Source organism: Pseudomonas sp. GW823-FHT01D03 (genome assembly GCF_058798255.1).
The window spans coordinates 1,653,248-1,671,697 of record NZ_JBXAKK010000001.1 but is presented as its reverse complement, the minus strand read 5'-3'; the positions used below and the strand labels follow the sequence as shown (position 1 = coordinate 1,671,697).

Annotated in this window: 21 protein-coding genes; 12 read left to right on the top strand and 9 right to left on the bottom strand. The window is 59.7% G+C overall.

Annotated elements, in window-relative coordinates; genetic code table 11:
* The first annotated feature begins 61 nt into the window (after nt 1-61).
* Entirely contained in the window at nt 62-1,420 is a 1,359-nt protein-coding gene (locus AC1RBR_RS07480; RefSeq protein WP_095138604.1) for an HlyD family type I secretion periplasmic adaptor subunit, read from the top strand.
* A gap of 120 nt (nt 1,421-1,540) precedes the next feature.
* Here AC1RBR_RS07480 and AC1RBR_RS07475 read toward each other — a convergent pair whose 3' ends face one another.
* Nucleotides 1,541-2,137 carry a tRNA-uridine aminocarboxypropyltransferase gene (locus AC1RBR_RS07475; protein WP_492563681.1) on the bottom strand — a complete coding sequence of 199 codons (597 nt, stop codon included), beginning with the start codon at nt 2,135-2,137 and terminating at the stop codon, nt 1,541-1,543.
* Nucleotides 2,138-2,142: 5 nt separating this feature from the next.
* Nucleotides 2,143-3,036 (bottom strand): LysR family transcriptional regulator, encoded by an 894-nt coding sequence (locus AC1RBR_RS07470; RefSeq protein WP_007956593.1) that lies wholly within the window; start codon nt 3,034-3,036, stop codon nt 2,143-2,145.
* 383 nt (nt 3,037-3,419) lie between these two features.
* Here AC1RBR_RS07470 and speB point away from each other — a divergent pair, with 383 nt between their 5' ends.
* From speB to AC1RBR_RS07440, 6 genes are all read left to right on the top strand, one after another.
* Nucleotides 3,420-4,370, top strand: a complete 951-nt coding sequence (gene speB / locus AC1RBR_RS07465; RefSeq protein WP_003222717.1) for an agmatinase — start codon at nt 3,420-3,422, stop codon at nt 4,368-4,370.
* A 10-nt stretch (nt 4,371-4,380) separates the two neighbouring features.
* Complete coding sequence (locus AC1RBR_RS07460; protein ID WP_481396730.1) at nt 4,381-4,803, top strand: YybH family protein; 423 nt, start codon at nt 4,381-4,383, stop codon at nt 4,801-4,803.
* 56 nt (nt 4,804-4,859) lie between these two features.
* The gene (locus tag AC1RBR_RS07455; protein ID WP_492563679.1) at nt 4,860-6,362 is read left to right on the top strand and encodes a purine-cytosine permease family protein; all 1,503 of its coding nucleotides are present in this window, start codon (nt 4,860-4,862) and stop codon (nt 6,360-6,362) included.
* Between the two features lie 185 nt (nt 6,363-6,547).
* On the top strand, nt 6,548-7,927 hold the full coding sequence (locus AC1RBR_RS07450) for a sodium:solute symporter family protein (RefSeq protein WP_456018944.1): 1,380 nt from the start codon (nt 6,548-6,550) through the stop codon (nt 7,925-7,927).
* A gap of 85 nt (nt 7,928-8,012) precedes the next feature.
* Nucleotides 8,013-8,738 carry an MBL fold metallo-hydrolase gene (locus AC1RBR_RS07445; RefSeq protein WP_492563678.1) on the top strand — a complete coding sequence of 242 codons (726 nt, stop codon included), beginning with the start codon at nt 8,013-8,015 and terminating at the stop codon, nt 8,736-8,738.
* A 42-nt stretch (nt 8,739-8,780) separates the two neighbouring features.
* Nucleotides 8,781-9,029, top strand: coding sequence for an acyl carrier protein (locus AC1RBR_RS07440; RefSeq protein ID WP_492563677.1), 249 nt, complete (start codon nt 8,781-8,783; stop codon nt 9,027-9,029).
* Between the two features lie 202 nt (nt 9,030-9,231).
* Here AC1RBR_RS07440 and AC1RBR_RS07435 read toward each other — a convergent pair whose 3' ends face one another.
* Together AC1RBR_RS07435 and ptrR are read right to left on the bottom strand one after the other, a co-directional pair.
* On the bottom strand, nt 9,232-9,360 hold the full coding sequence (locus tag AC1RBR_RS07435) for a PA1414 family protein (protein WP_007914492.1): 129 nt from the start codon (nt 9,358-9,360) through the stop codon (nt 9,232-9,234).
* 142 nt (nt 9,361-9,502) lie between these two features.
* Nucleotides 9,503-10,396 (bottom strand): putrescine utilization regulator PtrR, encoded by an 894-nt coding sequence (gene ptrR / locus AC1RBR_RS07430; RefSeq protein ID WP_492563673.1) that lies wholly within the window; start codon nt 10,394-10,396, stop codon nt 9,503-9,505.
* Between the two features lie 104 nt (nt 10,397-10,500).
* Between ptrR and AC1RBR_RS07425 the strand changes: the two genes are divergently transcribed.
* On the top strand, nt 10,501-11,682 hold the full coding sequence (locus tag AC1RBR_RS07425) for an MFS transporter (RefSeq protein WP_492563672.1): 1,182 nt from the start codon (nt 10,501-10,503) through the stop codon (nt 11,680-11,682).
* Here AC1RBR_RS07425 and AC1RBR_RS07420 read toward each other — a convergent pair.
* The 3 genes from AC1RBR_RS07420 to AC1RBR_RS07410 all read right to left on the bottom strand — a co-directional run bounded on the left by AC1RBR_RS07420 (nt 11,627) and on the right by AC1RBR_RS07410 (nt 14,144).
* On the bottom strand, nt 11,627-12,559 hold the full coding sequence (locus AC1RBR_RS07420) for a DMT family transporter (RefSeq protein WP_492563671.1): 933 nt from the start codon (nt 12,557-12,559) through the stop codon (nt 11,627-11,629). The genes AC1RBR_RS07425 and AC1RBR_RS07420 overlap by 56 nt on opposite strands.
* A 255-nt stretch (nt 12,560-12,814) precedes the next feature.
* Nucleotides 12,815-13,204, bottom strand: a complete 390-nt coding sequence (locus AC1RBR_RS07415) for a DUF2177 family protein (RefSeq protein ID WP_492563669.1) — start codon at nt 13,202-13,204, stop codon at nt 12,815-12,817.
* A gap of 103 nt (nt 13,205-13,307) precedes the next feature.
* The gene (locus AC1RBR_RS07410; RefSeq protein WP_480404808.1) at nt 13,308-14,144 is read right to left on the bottom strand and encodes a CvfB family protein; all 837 of its coding nucleotides are present in this window, start codon (nt 14,142-14,144) and stop codon (nt 13,308-13,310) included.
* Between the two features lie 350 nt (nt 14,145-14,494).
* On the opposite strand from AC1RBR_RS07410, the gene AC1RBR_RS07405 reads away from it, so the two are divergent.
* The 3 genes from AC1RBR_RS07405 to AC1RBR_RS07395 all read left to right on the top strand — a co-directional run bounded on the left by AC1RBR_RS07405 (nt 14,495) and on the right by AC1RBR_RS07395 (nt 16,549).
* On the top strand, nt 14,495-14,683 hold the full coding sequence (locus tag AC1RBR_RS07405) for a PFL_1563 family small protein (RefSeq protein ID WP_016985943.1): 189 nt from the start codon (nt 14,495-14,497) through the stop codon (nt 14,681-14,683).
* 205 nt (nt 14,684-14,888) lie between these two features.
* Nucleotides 14,889-15,608, top strand: coding sequence for a TorF family putative porin (locus AC1RBR_RS07400; RefSeq protein WP_095138592.1), 720 nt, complete (start codon nt 14,889-14,891; stop codon nt 15,606-15,608).
* Nucleotides 15,609-15,679: 71 nt separating this feature from the next.
* Nucleotides 15,680-16,549 (top strand): DUF6279 family lipoprotein, encoded by an 870-nt coding sequence (locus AC1RBR_RS07395; protein ID WP_492563666.1) that lies wholly within the window; start codon nt 15,680-15,682, stop codon nt 16,547-16,549.
* 113 nt (nt 16,550-16,662) lie between these two features.
* Here the strand turns inward: AC1RBR_RS07395 and AC1RBR_RS07390 are convergent, their stop codons facing one another.
* Complete coding sequence (locus tag AC1RBR_RS07390) at nt 16,663-17,055, bottom strand: transcriptional regulator (RefSeq protein ID WP_095138590.1); 393 nt, start codon at nt 17,053-17,055, stop codon at nt 16,663-16,665.
* Nucleotides 17,056-17,232: 177 nt separating this feature from the next.
* Here AC1RBR_RS07390 and AC1RBR_RS07385 point away from each other — a divergent pair, with 177 nt between their 5' ends.
* Nucleotides 17,233-17,973 carry a DUF899 domain-containing protein gene (locus tag AC1RBR_RS07385; RefSeq protein ID WP_492563665.1) on the top strand — a complete coding sequence of 247 codons (741 nt, stop codon included), beginning with the start codon at nt 17,233-17,235 and terminating at the stop codon, nt 17,971-17,973.
* Between the two features lie 54 nt (nt 17,974-18,027).
* On the opposite strand, the gene AC1RBR_RS07380 is transcribed toward AC1RBR_RS07385, so the two are convergent.
* A complete protein-coding gene (locus AC1RBR_RS07380) occupies nt 18,028-18,447 on the bottom strand; it encodes a hypothetical protein (RefSeq protein WP_492563664.1) in 420 nt (139 codons plus the stop codon).
* Nucleotides 18,448-18,450: the final 3 nt, after the last annotated feature.

The following is an 18,450-nucleotide window of genomic DNA, read 5'->3' as shown; positions in this document are numbered from 1 at the left end:
GCAAGCTCCCTCGCCACAAGTCGGATTGGCTTGGTTTCTCTTGATTGAGGGGTATCGCCGCATGTCAGCTTCATCTTCGAAAGAGCGCGGCTACTTCGACAGTTTCGGCAAAAGCGCCGAAGCCGAGTTCATGCCGGAAACCGCCGGCGCTTCATTGCAGGATTCGCCACGCTGGTCGCGGATCACCGTGTGGCTGGCCGCGGCGCTGCTGGTCAGTGCGCTGGTCTGGGCCAAGTTCGCGGTGCTTGAAGAAGTGACCATGGGCGAAGGCAAGGCGATTCCGTCGAGCAAGGTTCAGGTGATCCAGAACCTGGAGGGCGGGATCGTCACCGAGATTTTTGTCCGCGAAGGGCAAATGGTGAACAAAGGCGACAAGCTGCTGCGCCTGGATGACACACGCTTCCTGTCGAACAAGGGTGAGAGCGAAGCCGACCGTTACGCCCTGACCGCGCAAGTCGAACGCCTTTCCGCCGAAGCCGAGGGCCGCCCGTTCAAGCTGTCTGACGAGGTGATCGCCAAGGCGCCACAGGTCGCCGAAGACGAGCGGGCGCTGTACGACCAGCGCCAACGGCGTCTGGCCAGCGAACAACGCACCCTCACCGAACAGCTGCGGCAGAAAACTCAGGAGCTGGCGGAGTTCCGTTCCAAGCAAGGCCAGTACAGTTCCAGCCTCGCGCTGCTGCAGCAAGAGATGAACATGTCGGCGCCGCTGGTCGGCACTGGTGCGGTGTCGCCGGTGGAGATTCTGCGACTGAAACGTAGCGCGGTGGAAATTCGCGGTTCACTGAACGCAACGACCCTGGCCATCCCACGGGCGGAATCGGCAATCAACGAGATCAAGAGCAAGATCGACGAATCGGAACAGACCTTCCGCTCCGACGCCGCCAAGGACCTCAATCAGAAACGCACCGACCTGTCGAAAATCACCGCGTCGAGCATCGCCATCGACGACCGCGTCAGCCGTACCACCGTGACTTCGCCGGTGCACGGGGTGATCAAGCAACTCAAGGTCAACACCATCGGCGGTGTGGTGCAGCCGGGCAGCGACATGGTGGAAATCGTGCCGCTGGAAGACAACTTGCTGATCGAAGCCAAGGTGCGTCCGCAAGACGTCGCGTTCCTGCATCCGGGCCAGAAAGCCATGGTTAAGTTCAGTGCCTATGACTACACAATCTACGGCGGGCTGAGCGCGAAACTGGAACTGATCGGCGCCGACACCATCACCGATGACAAGGGCAACAGCTTCTACCTGATTCAGGTGCGCACCGATAAAAACCACTTGGGCGGGGATGCGAAACCACTGCTGATCATCCCGGGGATGGTGGCGACAGTGGACATTATTACCGGGGAGAAAAGTGTGCTGGATTACTTGCTCAAACCGGTGCTCAAAGCCCGGACCGAGGCGATGCGTGAGCGGTAGGCATTGTTGGGATTTGCGCTGATTGATCCGGCGCTTTCGCGAGCAAGCCCGCTCCCACTTTTGGAATGCATTCCCCTGTGGGAGCGGGCTTGCTCGCGAAGAGGCCGTTACTGGCAACAACTATCTGTCGCCATGATTACGCTGAAAAACTTCCTCTCCCATCGCCGCAATCTGCCCCTCGATCAACGCTTCGAACGGCTTGAGCAACGGCGCAAACGTCGTCGGCGCTTCAAGGGTTTCCAGCGCTTGTACAATCGCCTCGATGGTCGACAACGCCCCCGGCCCCGGGGCCTTGCGCAAGCGGTAGCGCGACACCCCGCCCGCGGCCAGCGTCACCCGTGGCAACGCCGCCAGCAGCGGGTTGAGGTGGAGCATCTTGCGCGCCTTGCGCCAGGTGCCGTCCGGCACCACCAGCAACCACGGTTCAGCGGATTCGCGGTAAGCCTGCAGCGGCTGCGCATCGTCAGCGGGAAACAGCAACCGCGCCTGATACCCCGGCCGATTGAGCAGCGTCGGCAGATCCTCGAACACTTCCCCGACAATCAGCTCGGCATTGGTCAAACCCAACGCCGCCAGTCGCGCGGTGTTGAGCGCGTGATTGACCTCGCTCGGGTGCTGCAACAGCAGCACTCGGGTGCGGCTGTCGAGGCTCGGGATCAGCGGGCACAGGCAGTGGGTTTGTGGGCGCAGGCAGCGCGGGCATTGGGGTCTGGACATGGTTCTTATGCCTGATTGAGCTGTGCTTTGAGCAGATCACGAAAAGTCTGAATCAGCGGCTCACGACTGCGGCCACGGCGCATGATCATCGAGAACGGCGCCTGATAGCCGAAGGTCGCCGGCAGCAACACGCGCAGGTCGCCCTTGTCGGCCCAGGCCTGGGCGTAGTGCTCCGGCAGATAACCGATGTAGGCGCCGGAGAGCACCAGAATCAGTTGCGCCTCCATACTTTCCACGGTCGCCGCGCTGTGTTTGAAACCGTGGCGCGCCAGTTCGGCCTGACTCCAGTAACCACGGCCAACCATGCGTTGCTGGGTGATGACCTGCTCGGGAATCCGCCGTTCGTTGAACAACGGATGCCGGCTGCTGCAATACAGCCAGTGCTGCTCACGGTACAGCGGCATGTACACCAGACCGCTCATGCGCGTGGAGAACGCGCCGATCGCCAAGTCGAGGCGATTGTCCTGCACGCCGAGTTGCAGTTCGTAAGGGCTCATCACCGACAGGTGCAAATGCACCGCCGGGTGTTCCTGACTGTAGGCACCGATGGCTTCGGCGAACGGCAAAGCCTTGTCGCTGACAGTGGAGTCGATCACCCCGAGGTTGAGCGTGCCGCGCAGTTCGCCCTTCAGCGCGGCGGCGTATTGCTCGAAACCTTCGAGCTCGGCCAGCAGGCGCAGGGTTTCCTGATGGAACAACTCACCCTTGCTGGTCAGGCTGAACCCGCCGCGCCCGCGATGGCACAGCACCAGACCGAGCGCCGCTTCAAGCTGGCTCATGTAGGTGCTGATCGCCGAGGTCGACAGGTTGAGCTCCTGCTGCGCATTGGCGAAGCCCTGATGCCGGACCACGCTGACGAAGATGCGCAATAGTTTCAGGTCGGGTAAAGCGTTGGCCATCAGGTACTCCACAAACAAGGATCACAGGTGCGTAGAACGCTGCACCACACCACATCCCCTGTGGCGAGGGAGCTTGCTCCCGCTCGGCTGCGAAGCAGTCGCAAACCCGGCAAATACAGTTAATCAGGTGTACCGAGTCGTGGGGTTTTGGGTCGGCTTCGCCGCCCAGCGGGAGCAAGCTCCCTCGCCACAGGGCCATCAATACATGGCCAAAGAGTCTATCCCGGGCCTGACCATTAGTTTAGAAAAATCTGAACTAAGTTTTTGCCCGTAGCGATTCTTCCCCTTCACTACATTTCGCAGAATCGGCCCCACAGCGGCGTCCGAACCTGTGTTCAACGGTGCGCCGACATAAATAAAACAAAGACGATGAGGCCCTACCCGTGGACAAGATTCTTCACCAACCACTGGGCGGCAACGAAATGCCGCGCTTCGGCGGCATCGCCACCATGCTCCGACTCCCCCATGTACCGACCGCTGCCGGCCTGGACGCTGCCTTCGTTGGCGTGCCACTGGACATCGGTACTTCGCTGCGCCCCGGTACCCGCTTCGGGCCGCGCGACATCCGCACCGAATCGGTGATGATCCGCCCGTACAACATGGCCACCGGCGCCGCGCCGTTCGACTCGCTGTCGGTCGCCGACATCGGTGACGTGGCGATCAACACCTTCAATCTGCTCGACGCCGTGCGCATCATCGAAGAAGCCTACGACAACATCCTCGAGCACAACGTGATCCCGATGACCCTGGGTGGCGACCACACCATCACCCTGCCGATCCTGCGGGCGATTCACAAGAAGCACGGCAAGGTCGGATTGGTGCACATCGATGCGCACGCTGACGTCAACGATCACATGTTCGGCGAGAAGATCGCCCACGGCACGACCTTCCGTCGCGCCGTCGAAGAAGGTCTGCTGGACTGCGACCGCGTGGTGCAGATTGGTCTGCGCGCGCAGGGTTACACCGCTGACGACTTCAACTGGAGCCGCGATCAGGGTTTCCGCGTGGTGCAGGCCGAAGAGTGCTGGCACAAGTCGCTGGCACCGCTGATGGCCGAAGTGCGCGAGAAAGTCGGCGGCGGCCCGGTGTACCTGAGCTTCGACATCGACGGTATCGACCCGGCCTGGGCGCCAGGTACCGGCACCCCGGAAATCGGTGGTCTGACGACCATTCAGGCGATTGAAATCGTACGCGGCTGCCAGGGCCTCGACCTGATCGGCTGCGATCTGGTAGAAGTCTCGCCCGCTTATGACACCACCGGCAACACCTCGCTGCTGGCCGCCAACCTGCTGTACGAAATGCTCTGCGTACTGCCTGGCGTGGTCCACCGCTGAGGGTTCGGCCATGAACGAACGTGATCAGGTGTTGCAAGCGGCTGCCGATCTGGTGTCCGCCTTCGCTCGTAACGATCGCCAAGCTTACTTCGGCGCGTTCAGCGCCGACGCAAGCTTCGTGTTTTACACCCTCGAACAGCCGCTGCTGTCGCGCGATGCCTATCAGGCCTTGTGGGACAGCTGGCGCGCCGAGGATGGCTTTGAAGTGCTGTCGTGCACTTCGAGCAACGCCTTCGTCAGCCTGCAAGGTGACGTGGCGGTGTTTATCCATGACGTGGCCACCGAGCTGCGCATGCAAGGGGAGCAACATTTCAGCCAGGAGCGCGAGACGATTGTTTTCAGGAAACAAGCGTCGAGCCTAGAACAACAAGGCCATTGGCTGGCCTGCCACGAACATTTGTCCGCAATGCCGGAAGGGCTGCCATCCCCTTAGCCAAACAGGTGACGCCTCACACACGATGAGACGCGCCTTTATGATCGGAGCAGATCATGAATAACAACAACAACGACCAAAGCCTTACGCAAATTGAAACCCACGGGGTCGAACAGATCCCGGACCACGAACGCACCGCAGGCCCGACGGATTTGTTCCGGATGATCTTCGGCGGTTCGAACACCTTTGCCACCGCCGTGCTTGGCAGTTTCCCGGTGCTTTTCGGTCTGTCGTTTCAGGCCGGTGTCTGGGCGATTGTGCTGGGCGTGCTGCTCGGCTCGCTGATCCTCGCACCGATGGGCCTGTTCGGCCCGCTCAACGGCACCAACAATGCCGTGTCCTCCGGAGCGCACTTCGGCGTGCACGGGCGGATCGTCGGTTCGTTCCTGTCGCTGTTGACCGCCATCGCGTTTTTCTCGCTCTCGGTGTGGAGCTCGGGGGATGCGTTGATCGGTGGAGCGAAACGCCTGATCGGTCTGCCGGAAACCGACCTGACCCTGGGCCTGGCCTACGGCCTGTTCGCGATTCTGGTGCTGACCGTGTGCATCTACGGCTTCCGCTTTCTGCTGTGGGTGAACAAGATCGCGGTGTGGAGTGCCAGCCTGTTATTCCTGCTGGGCATCTTCGCCTTCGCCGGTCCTTTCGACGTCAACTACGCCGGCACGGTGAACCTCGGTCAACCGGGCTTCTGGGCGGCGTTCATCGGCGCGGCGCTGGTCGCGATGAGCAACCCGATTTCCTTCGGGGCGTTCCTCGGCGACTGGTCGCGCTACATTCCGCGTGAAACCTCCAAACAGCGAATCATGGCCGCCGTGGTGCTGTCGCAGATCGCCACGTTCATTCCGTTCCTGTTCGGCCTGAGCACCGCGACCATCGTCGCGATCAAGGCACCCGACTACATCGCGGCGAACAACTATGTGGGCGGCCTGCTGGCGGTATCGCCGAGCTGGTTCTTCCTGCCGGTGTGCCTGATCGCAGTGATCGGCGGCATGTCCACCGGCACCACCTCGCTGTATGGCACCGGGCTGGATATGTCCAGCGTGTTTCCACGGGTGCTGTCGCGGGTCAAGGCGACGCTGCTGATCGGCGTGCTGTCGATTGCCTTCATCTTCATCGGGCGCTTTGCGGCGAATCTGGTGCAGAGCGTGTCGACCTTCGCCGTGCTGATCATCACCTGCACCACCCCGTGGATGGTGATCATGATCATCGGCCTGCTGGTGCGTCGCGGCTTCTACTGCCCGGATGACCTGCAAGTGTTCACTCGCGGCGAACAGGGCGGACGCTACTGGTTCAACCACGGCTGGAACTGGCGTGGTCTGGGCGCATGGATCCCGAGCGCGGCGGTCGGCCTGTGCTTCGTCAACCTGCCGGGGCAATTCGTCGGCCCGCTGGGCGAGTTGGCCGGTGGTATCGACATCAGCCTGCCGGTGACCCTGGGCCTGGCGTCGGTGGTGTACCTGACGCTGCTGAGCCTGTTCCCGGAACCGCGGGAGGTGTTCGGGCCCACGGATGCCCGCAGCCAAGTCATAGAAAAACCTGAACTGCGCCAAGCCGCCTGATTCACACAGAAAACTTGAAGGATTGGAGTTCTTGTGGCGAGGGAGCTTGCTCCCGCTCGACTGCGCAGCAGTCGCAATGAAGCTGTTGGGGCCGCTTCGCAGCCCAGCGGGAGCAAGCTCCCTCGCCACAGAGAGGCATTCGATTCAGCGTTCCACATAAAAAAGACAATCGGAGACACGCCATCATGGCTTTGGATTTATTCGTCGTCCTCATCTACGCCGCCGGCATGCTCTTGCTCGGCTACTTCGGCATGCGCAAGGCCAAGACCAACGAGGACTTTCTCGTGGCTGGTCGTAACCTCGGCCCAAGCCTGTACATGGGCACCATGGCCGCGACTGTACTGGGTGGCGCGTCCACCGTCGGCACCGTGCGCCTGGGCTACGTGCATGGCATCTCCGGTTTCTGGCTGTGCGCCGCGCTGGGTTGCGGCATCGTCGCGCTGAACCTGTTCCTCGCCAAACCGCTGCTGAAACTGAAGATCTACACCGTTACCCAGGTGCTGGAAAAACGCTATAACCCGATGGCCCGCTCGGCGAGCGCGGCGATCATGCTGGCCTACGCGCTGATGATCGGCGTAACCTCGATCCTCGCCATCGGCACCGTGCTGCAAGTGCTGTTCGGCCTGCCGTTCTGGATCTCGGTACTGCTCGGCGGTGGCGTGGTGGTGATCTACTCGGCGATCGGCGGCATGTGGTCGCTGACCCTGACCGACATCGTCCAGTTCATCATCAAGACCGTGGGCCTGATGTTCATCCTGTTGCCGATCTGCCTGTACCGCGTCGGCGGCTGGGACGAACTGGTGCTGAAACTGCCGGCAGCGGCGTTCAACTTCACCACCATCGGCTGGGACACGATCATCACCTACTTCATGATCTACTTCTTCGGCATCCTGATCGGTCAGGACATCTGGCAACGGGTGTTCACCGTCAAGACCGCCAAAGTCGCCCAGTACGCCGGCAGCATCGCCGGTATCTACTGCATCCTCTACGGTCTGGCCTGCGCGCTGATCGGCATGGCCGCTCACGTACTGATCCCGGATCTGGACAACGTCAACAACGCCTTCGCCGCCATCGTCAAACTGTCGCTGCCGGACGGCATCCGTGGCCTGGTGATCGCTGCAGCACTGGCCGCGATGATGTCCACCGCCAGCGCCGGCCTGCTGGCTGCTGCCACCACGCTGACCGAAGACCTTCTGCCGAAACTGCGTGGCGGCAAACAGTCGAGCCTGGCAATCAACCGCCTGTTCACCCTGCTGACTGGTGTCGTGGTGCTCGGCATCGCGCTGGTGGTAAATGACGTGATCAGCGCCCTGACCCTGGCCTACAACCTGCTGGTCGGCGGCATGCTGATTCCGCTGATCGGTGCGATCTTCTGGAAACGCGCGACCACCGCCGGCGCCATCGCCAGCATGGGCCTGGGTTTCGCCACCGCGCTGCTGTTCATGTTCAAGGACGGTCTGGATGCCAACACGCCGATCTACTACAGCCTGGCTGTGGGTCTGGTGAGTTTTGTGGTGGTCAGCCTGGTCTCCCCTCGCCCGGCGACGGTGGCGAGTGCGATCTAAGCTCTGATGTAACGACTTGATGCTTTCTTCGACGGGTGTGGCGTCGGTTGCCACACCCGTTTTTTTCGTCTGGAGAAAATGATTGATGAAGATTGTTTCTCGCGATCAATGGTTCGAAGTTTTGAGTTTGAGCGATGGCATCCGGTTGATCCACGAGCCGTACATCCGCCCGTTCTACCGCTGCAATTTGTGGCACGTGCAGGGCCGCGACAAAGACTTGTTGCTCGATAGCGGTTCAGGGCTGGTCAGCCTGCGCGAACAGTTGCCGTGGCTCACCGAGCGGCCGCTGGTGGCTGTCGCCAGTCATTGCCACTTCGACCATATTGCCGGGCATCACGAATTCGCCGAGCGCCTGGTGCATCGCGCCGAGGCCGACATTCTTGCAGCACCCGATGGCGAGAATGACTTGAGCCGGGCCTTCGTCGGCGACGACATGTTCGAGGCGCACCCGGACTGCCCGCTGTGCTACGCCGAATACCGGGTCAAGGCAGCGCCGGCCACCGGGTTTGTCGAGGATGGCGACGTGCTGGATCTGGGCAATCGCACCTTGCAGGTGCTGCACACGCCGGGGCATTCGCCGGGCGGGATCAGCCTGTATGAAGCGGCGACCGAAACCCTGTTCAGCGGCGACATCATTTACGACGGGCCATTGATCGAGGACGCCTACCACTCCAATCTCCAGGATTACGCGGCCAGTCTGCGGCGTTTGCAGGCGCTGCCGATCCGCACCGTGCATGGCGGGCATTTCGGCAGCTTTTCCGGCGGGCATCTGCGTTCGATGATTGACGAATGGCTGCGCGGGCACGCTTGAGGCCTGCTGTAATCAGTCGAAACAACCACGAAAACCTCTGCCATGAGAAAAGCTGCCGTGCGTGCTGCGGTGCACCGATACATTCGGCGCCTGCTGGAATCCCGCGAATTCAACGACGACACCAGTCTGGTGCAACTCGGGTTGGAGAAGGCGGATATCGAGGATCTGATCTTTCATCTGGAAGATGAATTCGGACTGACGGCGTTTACTGCCGAAGAGGATCACATGCTCAAGACCGCGAAGACCGCGAATGACCTGAGTCGTTTTTTGCTAGAGATTGGACGGCATTGAGGGAGATTGCCTAATACATCCGTCAGGGTGAGCTCAAACCCTGTGGCGAGGGAGCTTGCTCCCGCTGGGCTGCAAAGCAGCCCTAACCCCATTCAGCCCGGTTGTGCCAGACGACCTTGTTCAGTGACGTTACGACTGCTGCGCAGCCGGGCGGGAGCAAGCTCCCTCGCCACAACAAGCGTCACTCACTTGTGAGTCGTGCTTACCGGCGACGTTGTTGACGCCGGCGCTGTTCGTCATCGGTGCGGATCGGTACGGGTTGCAGAGGCGGTTCGATCAAGCCGAGGGCAACACCCAAATCGTGCAGCCAGTTCTGAATTTTCTCTTTCATCGTCATGCCCCCTTCAGGGTAGTGCTGAGCGGCCGGAATTCTGAGGCCGCTTCGCACTGATAATAGTCCGAAGTCCTACGCAATGCTCGGCCAAATCAGCAATGATCTGTTACTGAATTGAACAGAATTACGATTGGTTGGTTCACGCCGTTTGCCGGGATTCATTCGCGGCCACGGGATAGAGCGCTTGCTGCTGTTCAATCCAGGCATTGAGGTTGGCCCCGACCATGCCCTTGCGCCACATGAGCCACGTTGTCGCACTGGCAAACGGCTCGGCCAACGGGTGCACTGCAACGCTTTCGCGCCCCGGCAGACTGGCGAGCATCGACTCCGACATCAATGCCACACCGCTGCCGGCAATCACGCAGGCAAGCATGCCCTGATAGGACTCGATTTCCATCGCCCGCCCCATCGCCGCCTGATAGTGAACGAACCACGCCTCCAGCCGCGCGCGGTAGGCGCAACCGTGGCGGAAGGTGAACACCGCCCTGCCCTCGACGTCCTTGGCGCTGCGGATCGGCGGGTGGTCGGCCTCGCTGATCAGCACCAGACGCTCGTCGCACAGGGGCACGCCGTCGATCCCGGCGAGTTGTGGCGGGCCGTCCACCAGCGCCGCATCGAGACGCCCGGAGACCAGGCCTTCGAGCAATTCACCGCTGGGTCCGGACTGCACTTGCAGATTCACCGCCGGGTATTGCTTGTGATAGCGCGCCAGCAACGCCGGCAAATGGATCGCCGCCGTGCTGTACAGCGTGCCAAGGACAAAATCCCCGGCCGGTTGCCCGCCCATCACCGCCGCACTGGCCTGATCGCGCAGGGCGAACAGCTTGCCGGTGTAGTCCAGCAGGACTTTTCCCGCAGGCGACAACTGCAAACGCTGACGCTCACGAACGAAAAGTTCGACGCCCAGTTGCTCCTCCAGCTGTTTGAGCCGAGTCGACAGATTGGACGGCACCCGGTGCAAACGCTCGGCGGCGCGGGTGATCGAACCCTCCTCGGCCACCGCCTGGAAGATCCGCAATTGGCTGAACTCCACCACCATTCTCCATAACAGAACAAGTTGCTCACTATTATTCATTTTTAAAGAAGGTCAATCGCTTCTAGCCTGACGGTCATTGCTTCTTCAAAGGAATCCCGACCATGTCGCCACTGATTCGCTTATCCGCCTGTTTCGTCGCCCTGATGATGGCCATGGGCATCGGGCGTTTCGCCCTCACCCCGCAACTGCCGCACCTGCTCAGCGAAGGCCAGGTCGACCTGACCGCCGCCGGTCTGATTGCCGCAGCCAACTACCTCGGCTACCTGTTGGGCGCAGTGGACGCGATGTTCGCCCATCGTCCGCAGCAAGTGCAGCGCCGATTGCATGGCGGTTTGTGGCTGTGTGTGCTGCTGACCCTGGCCTCGTTCTGGGCCAACGGCTTCTGGGCGCATTTGCTGCTGCGCTTCGGCACCGGGGTGGCGAGTGCCTGGGTGCTGGTGATGATTACGGCGCTGAGTCAACCACTGGCAGTGGCGGCAGGCCGGCCACGGCTGGGTGCGCTGGTATTTGCCGGTCCGGGGCTGGGGATTTTTCTGACCGGGTTGCTGGCACTGTTCTCACATCTGCTGAATCAGACGTCTGCCACCTTGTGGCTGATCTATGCCGCCGTGGCGCTGCTGATGTTGCTGGGGATCGTGCGGATCCTGCCGCAACCGGGCGTGCAAACGCCGGTCGTCACCCTCAACGTCAGCCATTCGAATCGCGGTATCCCGCGACTGGCGGCGGTGTATGCGTTATATGGCGTGGGTTACATCATCCCCGCCACATTTCTCTCGCAAATGGCCAACGCGCAGTTTCATGGGCAATGGCAGGCCGATCTGTTCTGGCCGTGTTTCGGTCTTGGTGCGGCGATTGGCGTGCTGTTGGTGAGCCTGCGTCGCCATGATCCGAACACCACGCGGCACTGGCTGACCGCCACCCTTTGGTTGCAGGCGCTCGGGGTCTTCGCGTGTCTGTTGGGCAGCGCTTATGGCCTGGCGCTGGGGGTGGTGTTGTGCGGCATGCCGTTCCTCGCTTGTATGCAACTGGTGATGCAACGCTCGCGGGAACTGGCGCCGCACACAACCCAGCGCAACGCCGGGCTGCTGACGGCGTGCTTTGCCGTCGGCCAGCTCAGCGGCCCGTTACTGGCGGCGCTGAGCAGCCATTTCAGCGGTGGTCTGCAACCGGCGCTGATCATTGCCGGCAGCGGTCTGCTGATTGCCGGCGGGCTGGCGCTGCAATCGGTCAGCGCTGGCCGAGGGCTTTGCGCAAACGCCGACGCACCCACTGCTCAGCGCTGACAAAGGTGATGCCGAGCAACACCAGCACCGCGCCGATGACGAAGTTCACGCTCAATTTTTCACCGAGCAGTACCACGCCGAACGTGACGCCGAACAACGGGGTCATGAACGAAAACACCGCTAGATTGGCCGCCAGATATCGCCGCAGCAGCCAGAACCAGGTCAGGTAGCTGAAGAACGACACCACCAGGCCCTGAAACAACACGCTGGCCACCGCCACGGTGGTCAGGCTGACGTGAGTGATCTGGCCGCTGAACAGTGCGATCAACAGCAGACCAACGAAGCCGACGATCAGCTGATAGAACAGGGTCAGCGTCACTGGCGCCTCTGACAGACGCGAGGCGCGCACCACCACGGTGGTCGCGCCCCAGCAGGCGCCGGCAATGACCCCGAACGCATCGCCCAGCAGCATGCGGCGGTCGAGGTTGTCCCACGACACACCGCCGGCGAAGGCAATGGCGATACCGACGAAGGCGAGCAGAATCCCCAGCCATTGCAACGGCCGCAAGCGTTCGCTGGCCAACAGGAAATGCACGCCCAGTGCGGTAAAAATCGGCGCGGTGTAGAGGAACACTGACATATGCGCGGCGGTGGTCAGTTGCAGACCTTCGGCGATGAAGAAGAACTCCAGACCGAACAATGCGCCGGCCAGCAGTCCGCCGCGCCAGGTGTTGCCCACCTGATCCCAGCCGCCCTTCCAGCACAGCAGCAAGCCCACCAGCAACGCGGAAATCCCCGAGCGCGCGGCGGCCTGCATCACCGGCGCGATGTCGGGCGCGGCCCACTTGATCATCACTTGCTGCACGCCCCAGATCAGGCAGAGGCCGATCATCACCTGCAAGGCAAAACCGTCGGCATTGCGCCGCTCGACACTCACCGCAACACCTCGAACACACACAACATGGCAGCCATCCACTGGTCAAAAATCTGTGTCGGGATTATCAATCAGTCGGACAGAAAAAGCCGTCTGGAAAAGACATTTTGTGCTTCAGTGGCGTCAGGGGTGAATGGCTGTCGGCTGCGCCGCCATTCGCGAGCAAGCCCGCTCCCACAGGATGATCGCATTCCCCCTGTGGGAGCGGGCTTGCTCGCGAAGGCGTCGCTCCAGACAACAAAGATTACGGGGCTGACTTCAAAATCGCTTTGCCACCAAAAAGCCGACCGTACACGCCACAGCCGTGGCAAACGTCCCCCACGCCCAATCCATCAAACTCACCTGCACCGACCAGCCGCGCAACGTGGCCCAATTGGTCAGGTCATACGTGCCATACGCCACCAGCCCCAGCAGCGCGCCCATCTTTGCCGCACGTTGCCAGCTCTGCGCCGGCAAGACCACAAACAGCACACAGCCAAAAACATACAGGCAATAAAAAACCGCTGCCGGAACCAGCAGCGGTTTTTCGAGCATCAGCGAACCGAGCAGTTCGCGGTAGGTGGGCGCCATCAATACGCCGAGCCAGATGCCATCGAGCAACAGAAACGCCAGCAGCGTAGCCATATAAGCGATCAGCGCTTTCTTCATTTGCGAATCCTCATGTAGGAGCTGCCGCAGGCTGCGATCTGTTGATCTTCAAAGGGCAAAAGATCGCAGCCTGCGGCAGCTCCTACATGGGGCCGACGGTCACTCAGGTTAGTTCAATACGATCGGCATGAATGACGATCTTGCCTTCCTTGTACAACGAACCAATGGCCTTCTTGAAGTTGCCCTTGCTGACACCGAACAGACTGCTGATCAACGCCGGATCGCTTTTGTCGCTGACGGCCAGCGAGCCATCGCTTTCGCGCAACTTGGCGAGGATCTTCGAGCTCAGGCTGCTCGCCGCTTCCTGACCCACCGGTTGCAGGCTGAGGCTGATCTTGCCGTCGGCGCGCACTTCCTTGATGAAGCCCTTCTCGCGCATGCCGGACCGCATGAACTTGAAGATTTCATTCTTGTGGATCAGGCCCCAGTGCTTGTTGTTGATGATCGCCTTGAAGCCCATGTCGGTGGCTTCGGCCACCAGCAGATCAACTTCCTGACCGGCGCTGTAGTTGGCCGGGGTCTTGTCGAGATAGCGATCCAGACGCGCGGTGGCGGTGATGCGGCGCGTGTGTTTGTCCAGATAGACGTGCACCACGCAGTACTCGCCAGCGGTCATCTGACGCTTTTCTTCTGAGTACGGCAGCAACAGATCTTTGGGCAGGCCCCAATCGAGGAACACGCCGATGCTGTTGATTTCAACAACTTTCAGGCTGGCAAATTCGCCGACCTGAACTTTTGGTTTTTCAGTGGTAGCGATAAGTTTGTCATCGCTGTCCAGATAAATAAAAACGTTGAGCCAGTCTTCATCTTCGCTGGGAATATCTTTAGGGATATAACGGTTGGGCAAAAGAATTTCGCCGTCGGCACCGCCGTCCAGATATAAACCGAAGTTAGTGTGTTTAACCACTTGCAAACTGTTGTAACGCCCGACTAAAGCCATTTTCCAGAACCCTCATTGCGTGGGCGGCATTCTACCCGGTTTTGCCGGTCTCGTTCGCCGGGTGAGCAGCCGGCCGCAGAAAATCTGCGGACACCTTGATTTTCCTGGGTTTGGCGCGGACGGCTCGCCATTCGTCAGACCAGCACGGAGCCTGCGGCGCCGTTTCACGGCGAATATTTCCGCTAATGACCAATAAATGTTCTTATTTAAAACAGTAGCTTAGGGGGATATTTCGGATAATTAATCGAGAATAATCCACCCACGCGCTCAGTTATTCCCGGGGATATTTATCAAGCAATTGTCAAGTTATTCCTGTACGATGCCTGGCCGAGTTACTTTTCTACAGGTTAATGGCCGCCATGCGTGTAAAAGCATCCACCAGCAAAGCAAAGCCAGCTCCAGCCGTTGAAACCAGCGAATCGATCAACGATCAGATCGCAGCGTTCCTCAAGTCCGGCGGCGAAATCCAGCAAATTGCCAAAGGCGTCAGCGGCCAGACGTTCGGTCCGTCCAAGCAGATCAGCCTGGGCAAGAAGTAACACCCGGTAATACACCCGTCCAGAGGCGCTTTGAGCTTCGAAGCGCCTGGACTGGCACCCGCGCTACACCTCCTTCTGTTTAATCAAATCCTTTGAAAATCGACGAACGGCCATCATTGCCGAGCATTCGCCGGTATCCTTGCACGCGTCTGGATCAAGCGTTTCAGCAGGCCAAGCCCTGCCCTCGCTGTTCATGGAGTGACGCATGCTCAAACCAAATTCATGTTTATTGTTTGTAGGCTTTCTAGCCTGCTCATCGGCGCACGCGCAGATTTTCCAGCGCGAGCTTGGCGACTTCGACCTCAAACTCGGCACCACGCCCAGCCGCAGCATGGCTCAGGGACTGGTCAAGCCGTCAGCCGTCGGCTCGTTTCACGGCGGCCTCGATCTGAGCCACGACAGCGGATTGTATGTCGGCCAGTACGCACCGAGCATGGGCCTGACCCCGGGCAAGAACCTCGAAATCGACTCCTACATCGGCTTTAAACAACCTTTCGATCAAACCCTCGGCTACGAAGTCGGGATGATCCACTACAGCTATCCCAAGGTGGATACCCTCGACAGCCAGGAGCTGTTCGGCGGCCTGACCCTGCTCGGCAGCCGCTTCGGTGTGGCCGTCAGCAACGACCCGGACAAACAGAACAACACGCTGTTCGCCGACCTGGGCGGCAATCAGCCGTTCGGCATCGGTATCAGCATGAAATACACCACCCACCAACTGAACACGCCGGTGTCGGTGGACGGTGGTTATGTCAGCAGTTTTACCGACTGGTCGGTGAAATTTTCCCGGCCGTTCATGGGCGTCGACCTGGACCTGATCTACAGTAATTCCAACCTCAGCGGCAGCGAATGCTCGGCGTATTCGGGACATAACAGTCAATGTGACGGGCTGGTGACACTCAAGGCCGAGCGCGCATTCTATTGATCGGCTGAACTGCCGGGAGCTTCCTGCGTTCACATGAGAATCAGACGTCAGGCTCTCGCAAGGATTCGCTCATGTCTCGCTGGTTCAAACACCTCGCCACCCTGCTGATCTTCACCCTCGCCCTCGGCGCCTGCAGCCGCGTCGGCCTGGCCTATCGCAATCTCGACGTGATTATCCCGTGGACGCTTGGCGACTACCTGGACATGAACGGCGAGCAGAAGGACTGGTTCAACGAACGGCTCAAAGAGCATCTGAACTGGCACTGCACCACGCAATTGCCGGGCTACCTCGACTGGCTGGATCGCTTGCAGGCGATGGTCGAAAGCAATCAGGTGACCGACGCTGCGCTGCAAGCACGAACCGAAGAAGCGAAAAAAGCCATTGCCGAAACCGCACGCCAGATCACGCCATCGGCCATCGAGCTGCTGCAAGGGCTGGACGACAAACAAGTCGCCGAGATGAACGATGCGTTCGCCAAGGATTTGCGCAAACGGGAAAAGGAATACGTCAAACCACCACTGGCGCAGCAGATCGCCGAGCGCGGCGCGCGCATGGACAAGCGCCTGACCGATTGGCTTGGCCCGTTGAGCGCCACTCAGGAACAACGGGTGATGGCCTGGTCGACCGCTCTGGGCGATCAGAACACTCAATGGATCGCCAACCGCGCGCACTGGCAGCAACAGTTCAGTAACGCCGTTGCCCAGCGCAAAAGTCCGGAATTCCCACAGCGAATCGAGACACTTCTGGTCAACCGCGAGCGTTTATGGACGCCCGATTACCAAAAGGCCTACGCCAACACCGAAGCACAGGCGCGCTCGCTGGCGGTGGATCTGATGGCCGAGAGTACGCCGCAGCAACGTCAGCGGTTGTTGAAAAAGATCGAAGGCGTACGTAAAGATTTCAACGACCTCAAATGCCTGAAGGCCGCGCAAAAACCTTAAGGCTATGTAAAAAACAAAGTGGGAGCGGGCTTGCTCGCGAATGCGGTGTATCAGACACGTATAGGGTGAATGACACACCGCATTCGCGAGCAAGCCCGCTCCCACAAAGGCTATCAGGCAATCTGCGCCTTGGAAGCCACCTCATCAAACGTCGCTTGATCCAGAGCATCTTCCTGCTCATCCAGCACCTGCCGCGGATGATCGTTGCCGGGAATGCTGCTGTCGATCAGGCTCAGCAGGCTTGATCCGCGTGGCGTCAGAATGAAATTGCTGCCGGTACTGCCCATATGATCAGGGCGCGGTTCAATAAATCCACGATCAAGCAACAAGCCTTCATACTCGCAGGCCACCGTTTTCAGGTGATCCAGATTCTCGATCGGCTCGCCCGCACTGGCTTTCTGCGCCGCATAGTCCTCGGCGTATTTTCTAGGCGCGAAACTTTCGCCTGCACTGTTCTGAACTTCATGCAGCAGGCGTTCAATCAAATCCCAGTTATAAGTCGTCATCCTGATTCAACCTCCGGTGCGCGTGATTTGGGGCGCTGTCATAGGTTGTGACCCGGACGTACCGCAGCCGTTCAGCCGCATTTCACGCGGCGACCGACCGGCGGTCTGTCGAATTGCCCGAGGGTTAAACGACTAGTCTGACAAAGACGGTTTCAACCCCCCGCAGGAGAAATCATCATGAACGTCGAGAATCATCCGGTGGTATCGCGCGAAGAATGGCTCGCTGCGCGCAAACAACATCTGGCCGAAGAAAAGGCCTTTACCAAGGAACGCGACCGCCTCAGTGCCAAGCGCCGCGCCTTGCCCTGGGTCAAAGTCGACAAGGACTACCGATTTCAAGGCCCAAACGGCGAACTGAAACTGGCCGACCTGTTCGGCAAGCACAGCCAGTTGATCGTTTACCACTTCATGTTCGCCAAGGACTGGGAGGAAGGCTGTCAGGGCTGCTCGTTCCTGTCCGACCACATCGACGGCGCCAATCTGCACCTGGCGCATCACGACATCGCAATGGTCGCGGTCTCCCACGCCCCGTTTGAGCAGTTTCAGGCCTTCAAGCGGCGTATGGGCTGGAAATTCGACTGGGTGTCGTCAGACGGTTGCGATTTCAATTACGACTTTGGTGTTTGCGCCCGCGCTAAAGATGTGGCTGCAGGAAAGGCTACCTACAACTACGAAAAGACTGACAGCGCCGAGGAAGAAATGCCGGGGCTGAGCGTGTTTTATCGTGATGCAAAGGGCGACATTTTCCACACCTACTCAACTTATGCCCGTGGTCTGGACATGCTGGTCGGCGCCTACAACTACCTCGATCTCACGCCAAAGGGCAGGAATGAGGACGAGATCATGGAGTGGGTGCGGCATCATGATCGGTATGAGTCGGCAATGAAGTCTGACTGCTGTCATGACAAAGAATGTTGAACCCAATCGGAAAAAGCGGGGTTCGCCCCGCTATCGACGCAGCCAGAAGGTGACTTACCTTTCGGTACGCAAGTTCATATACAAGGATTTGATCAATGCATCCTCGCCGTCCTCAATGTCCGGGACATAAAAGCTCATGCCAAATTCGCTAACGTCGAACCCGTCATCGTCAATGACGGGTTGGATGCCATTACCGCGAAACAGACTCAGTACGGGGAACAGTTTTTCTCCCACAAGTTTGTGTCCCTGCCAGGAGACGCCGCTTCTATCGAAAAATTCCACACCTTTTACCATGTCTTGCTCGTCGTAAAAGACATGCAGGTCGTGACGTACAAAAGAATCGGTAGTGTTCAACGAGGCAGCCGTTTTCTTGAACTCCTCGAAATCCCGGCCCAAAATACTGCGCACCTGCATTCTGGACAAGGTTCCACTCAGCGGCCCTACCGCTCCGAGCACATGGAATGAAAAGTCCACCTC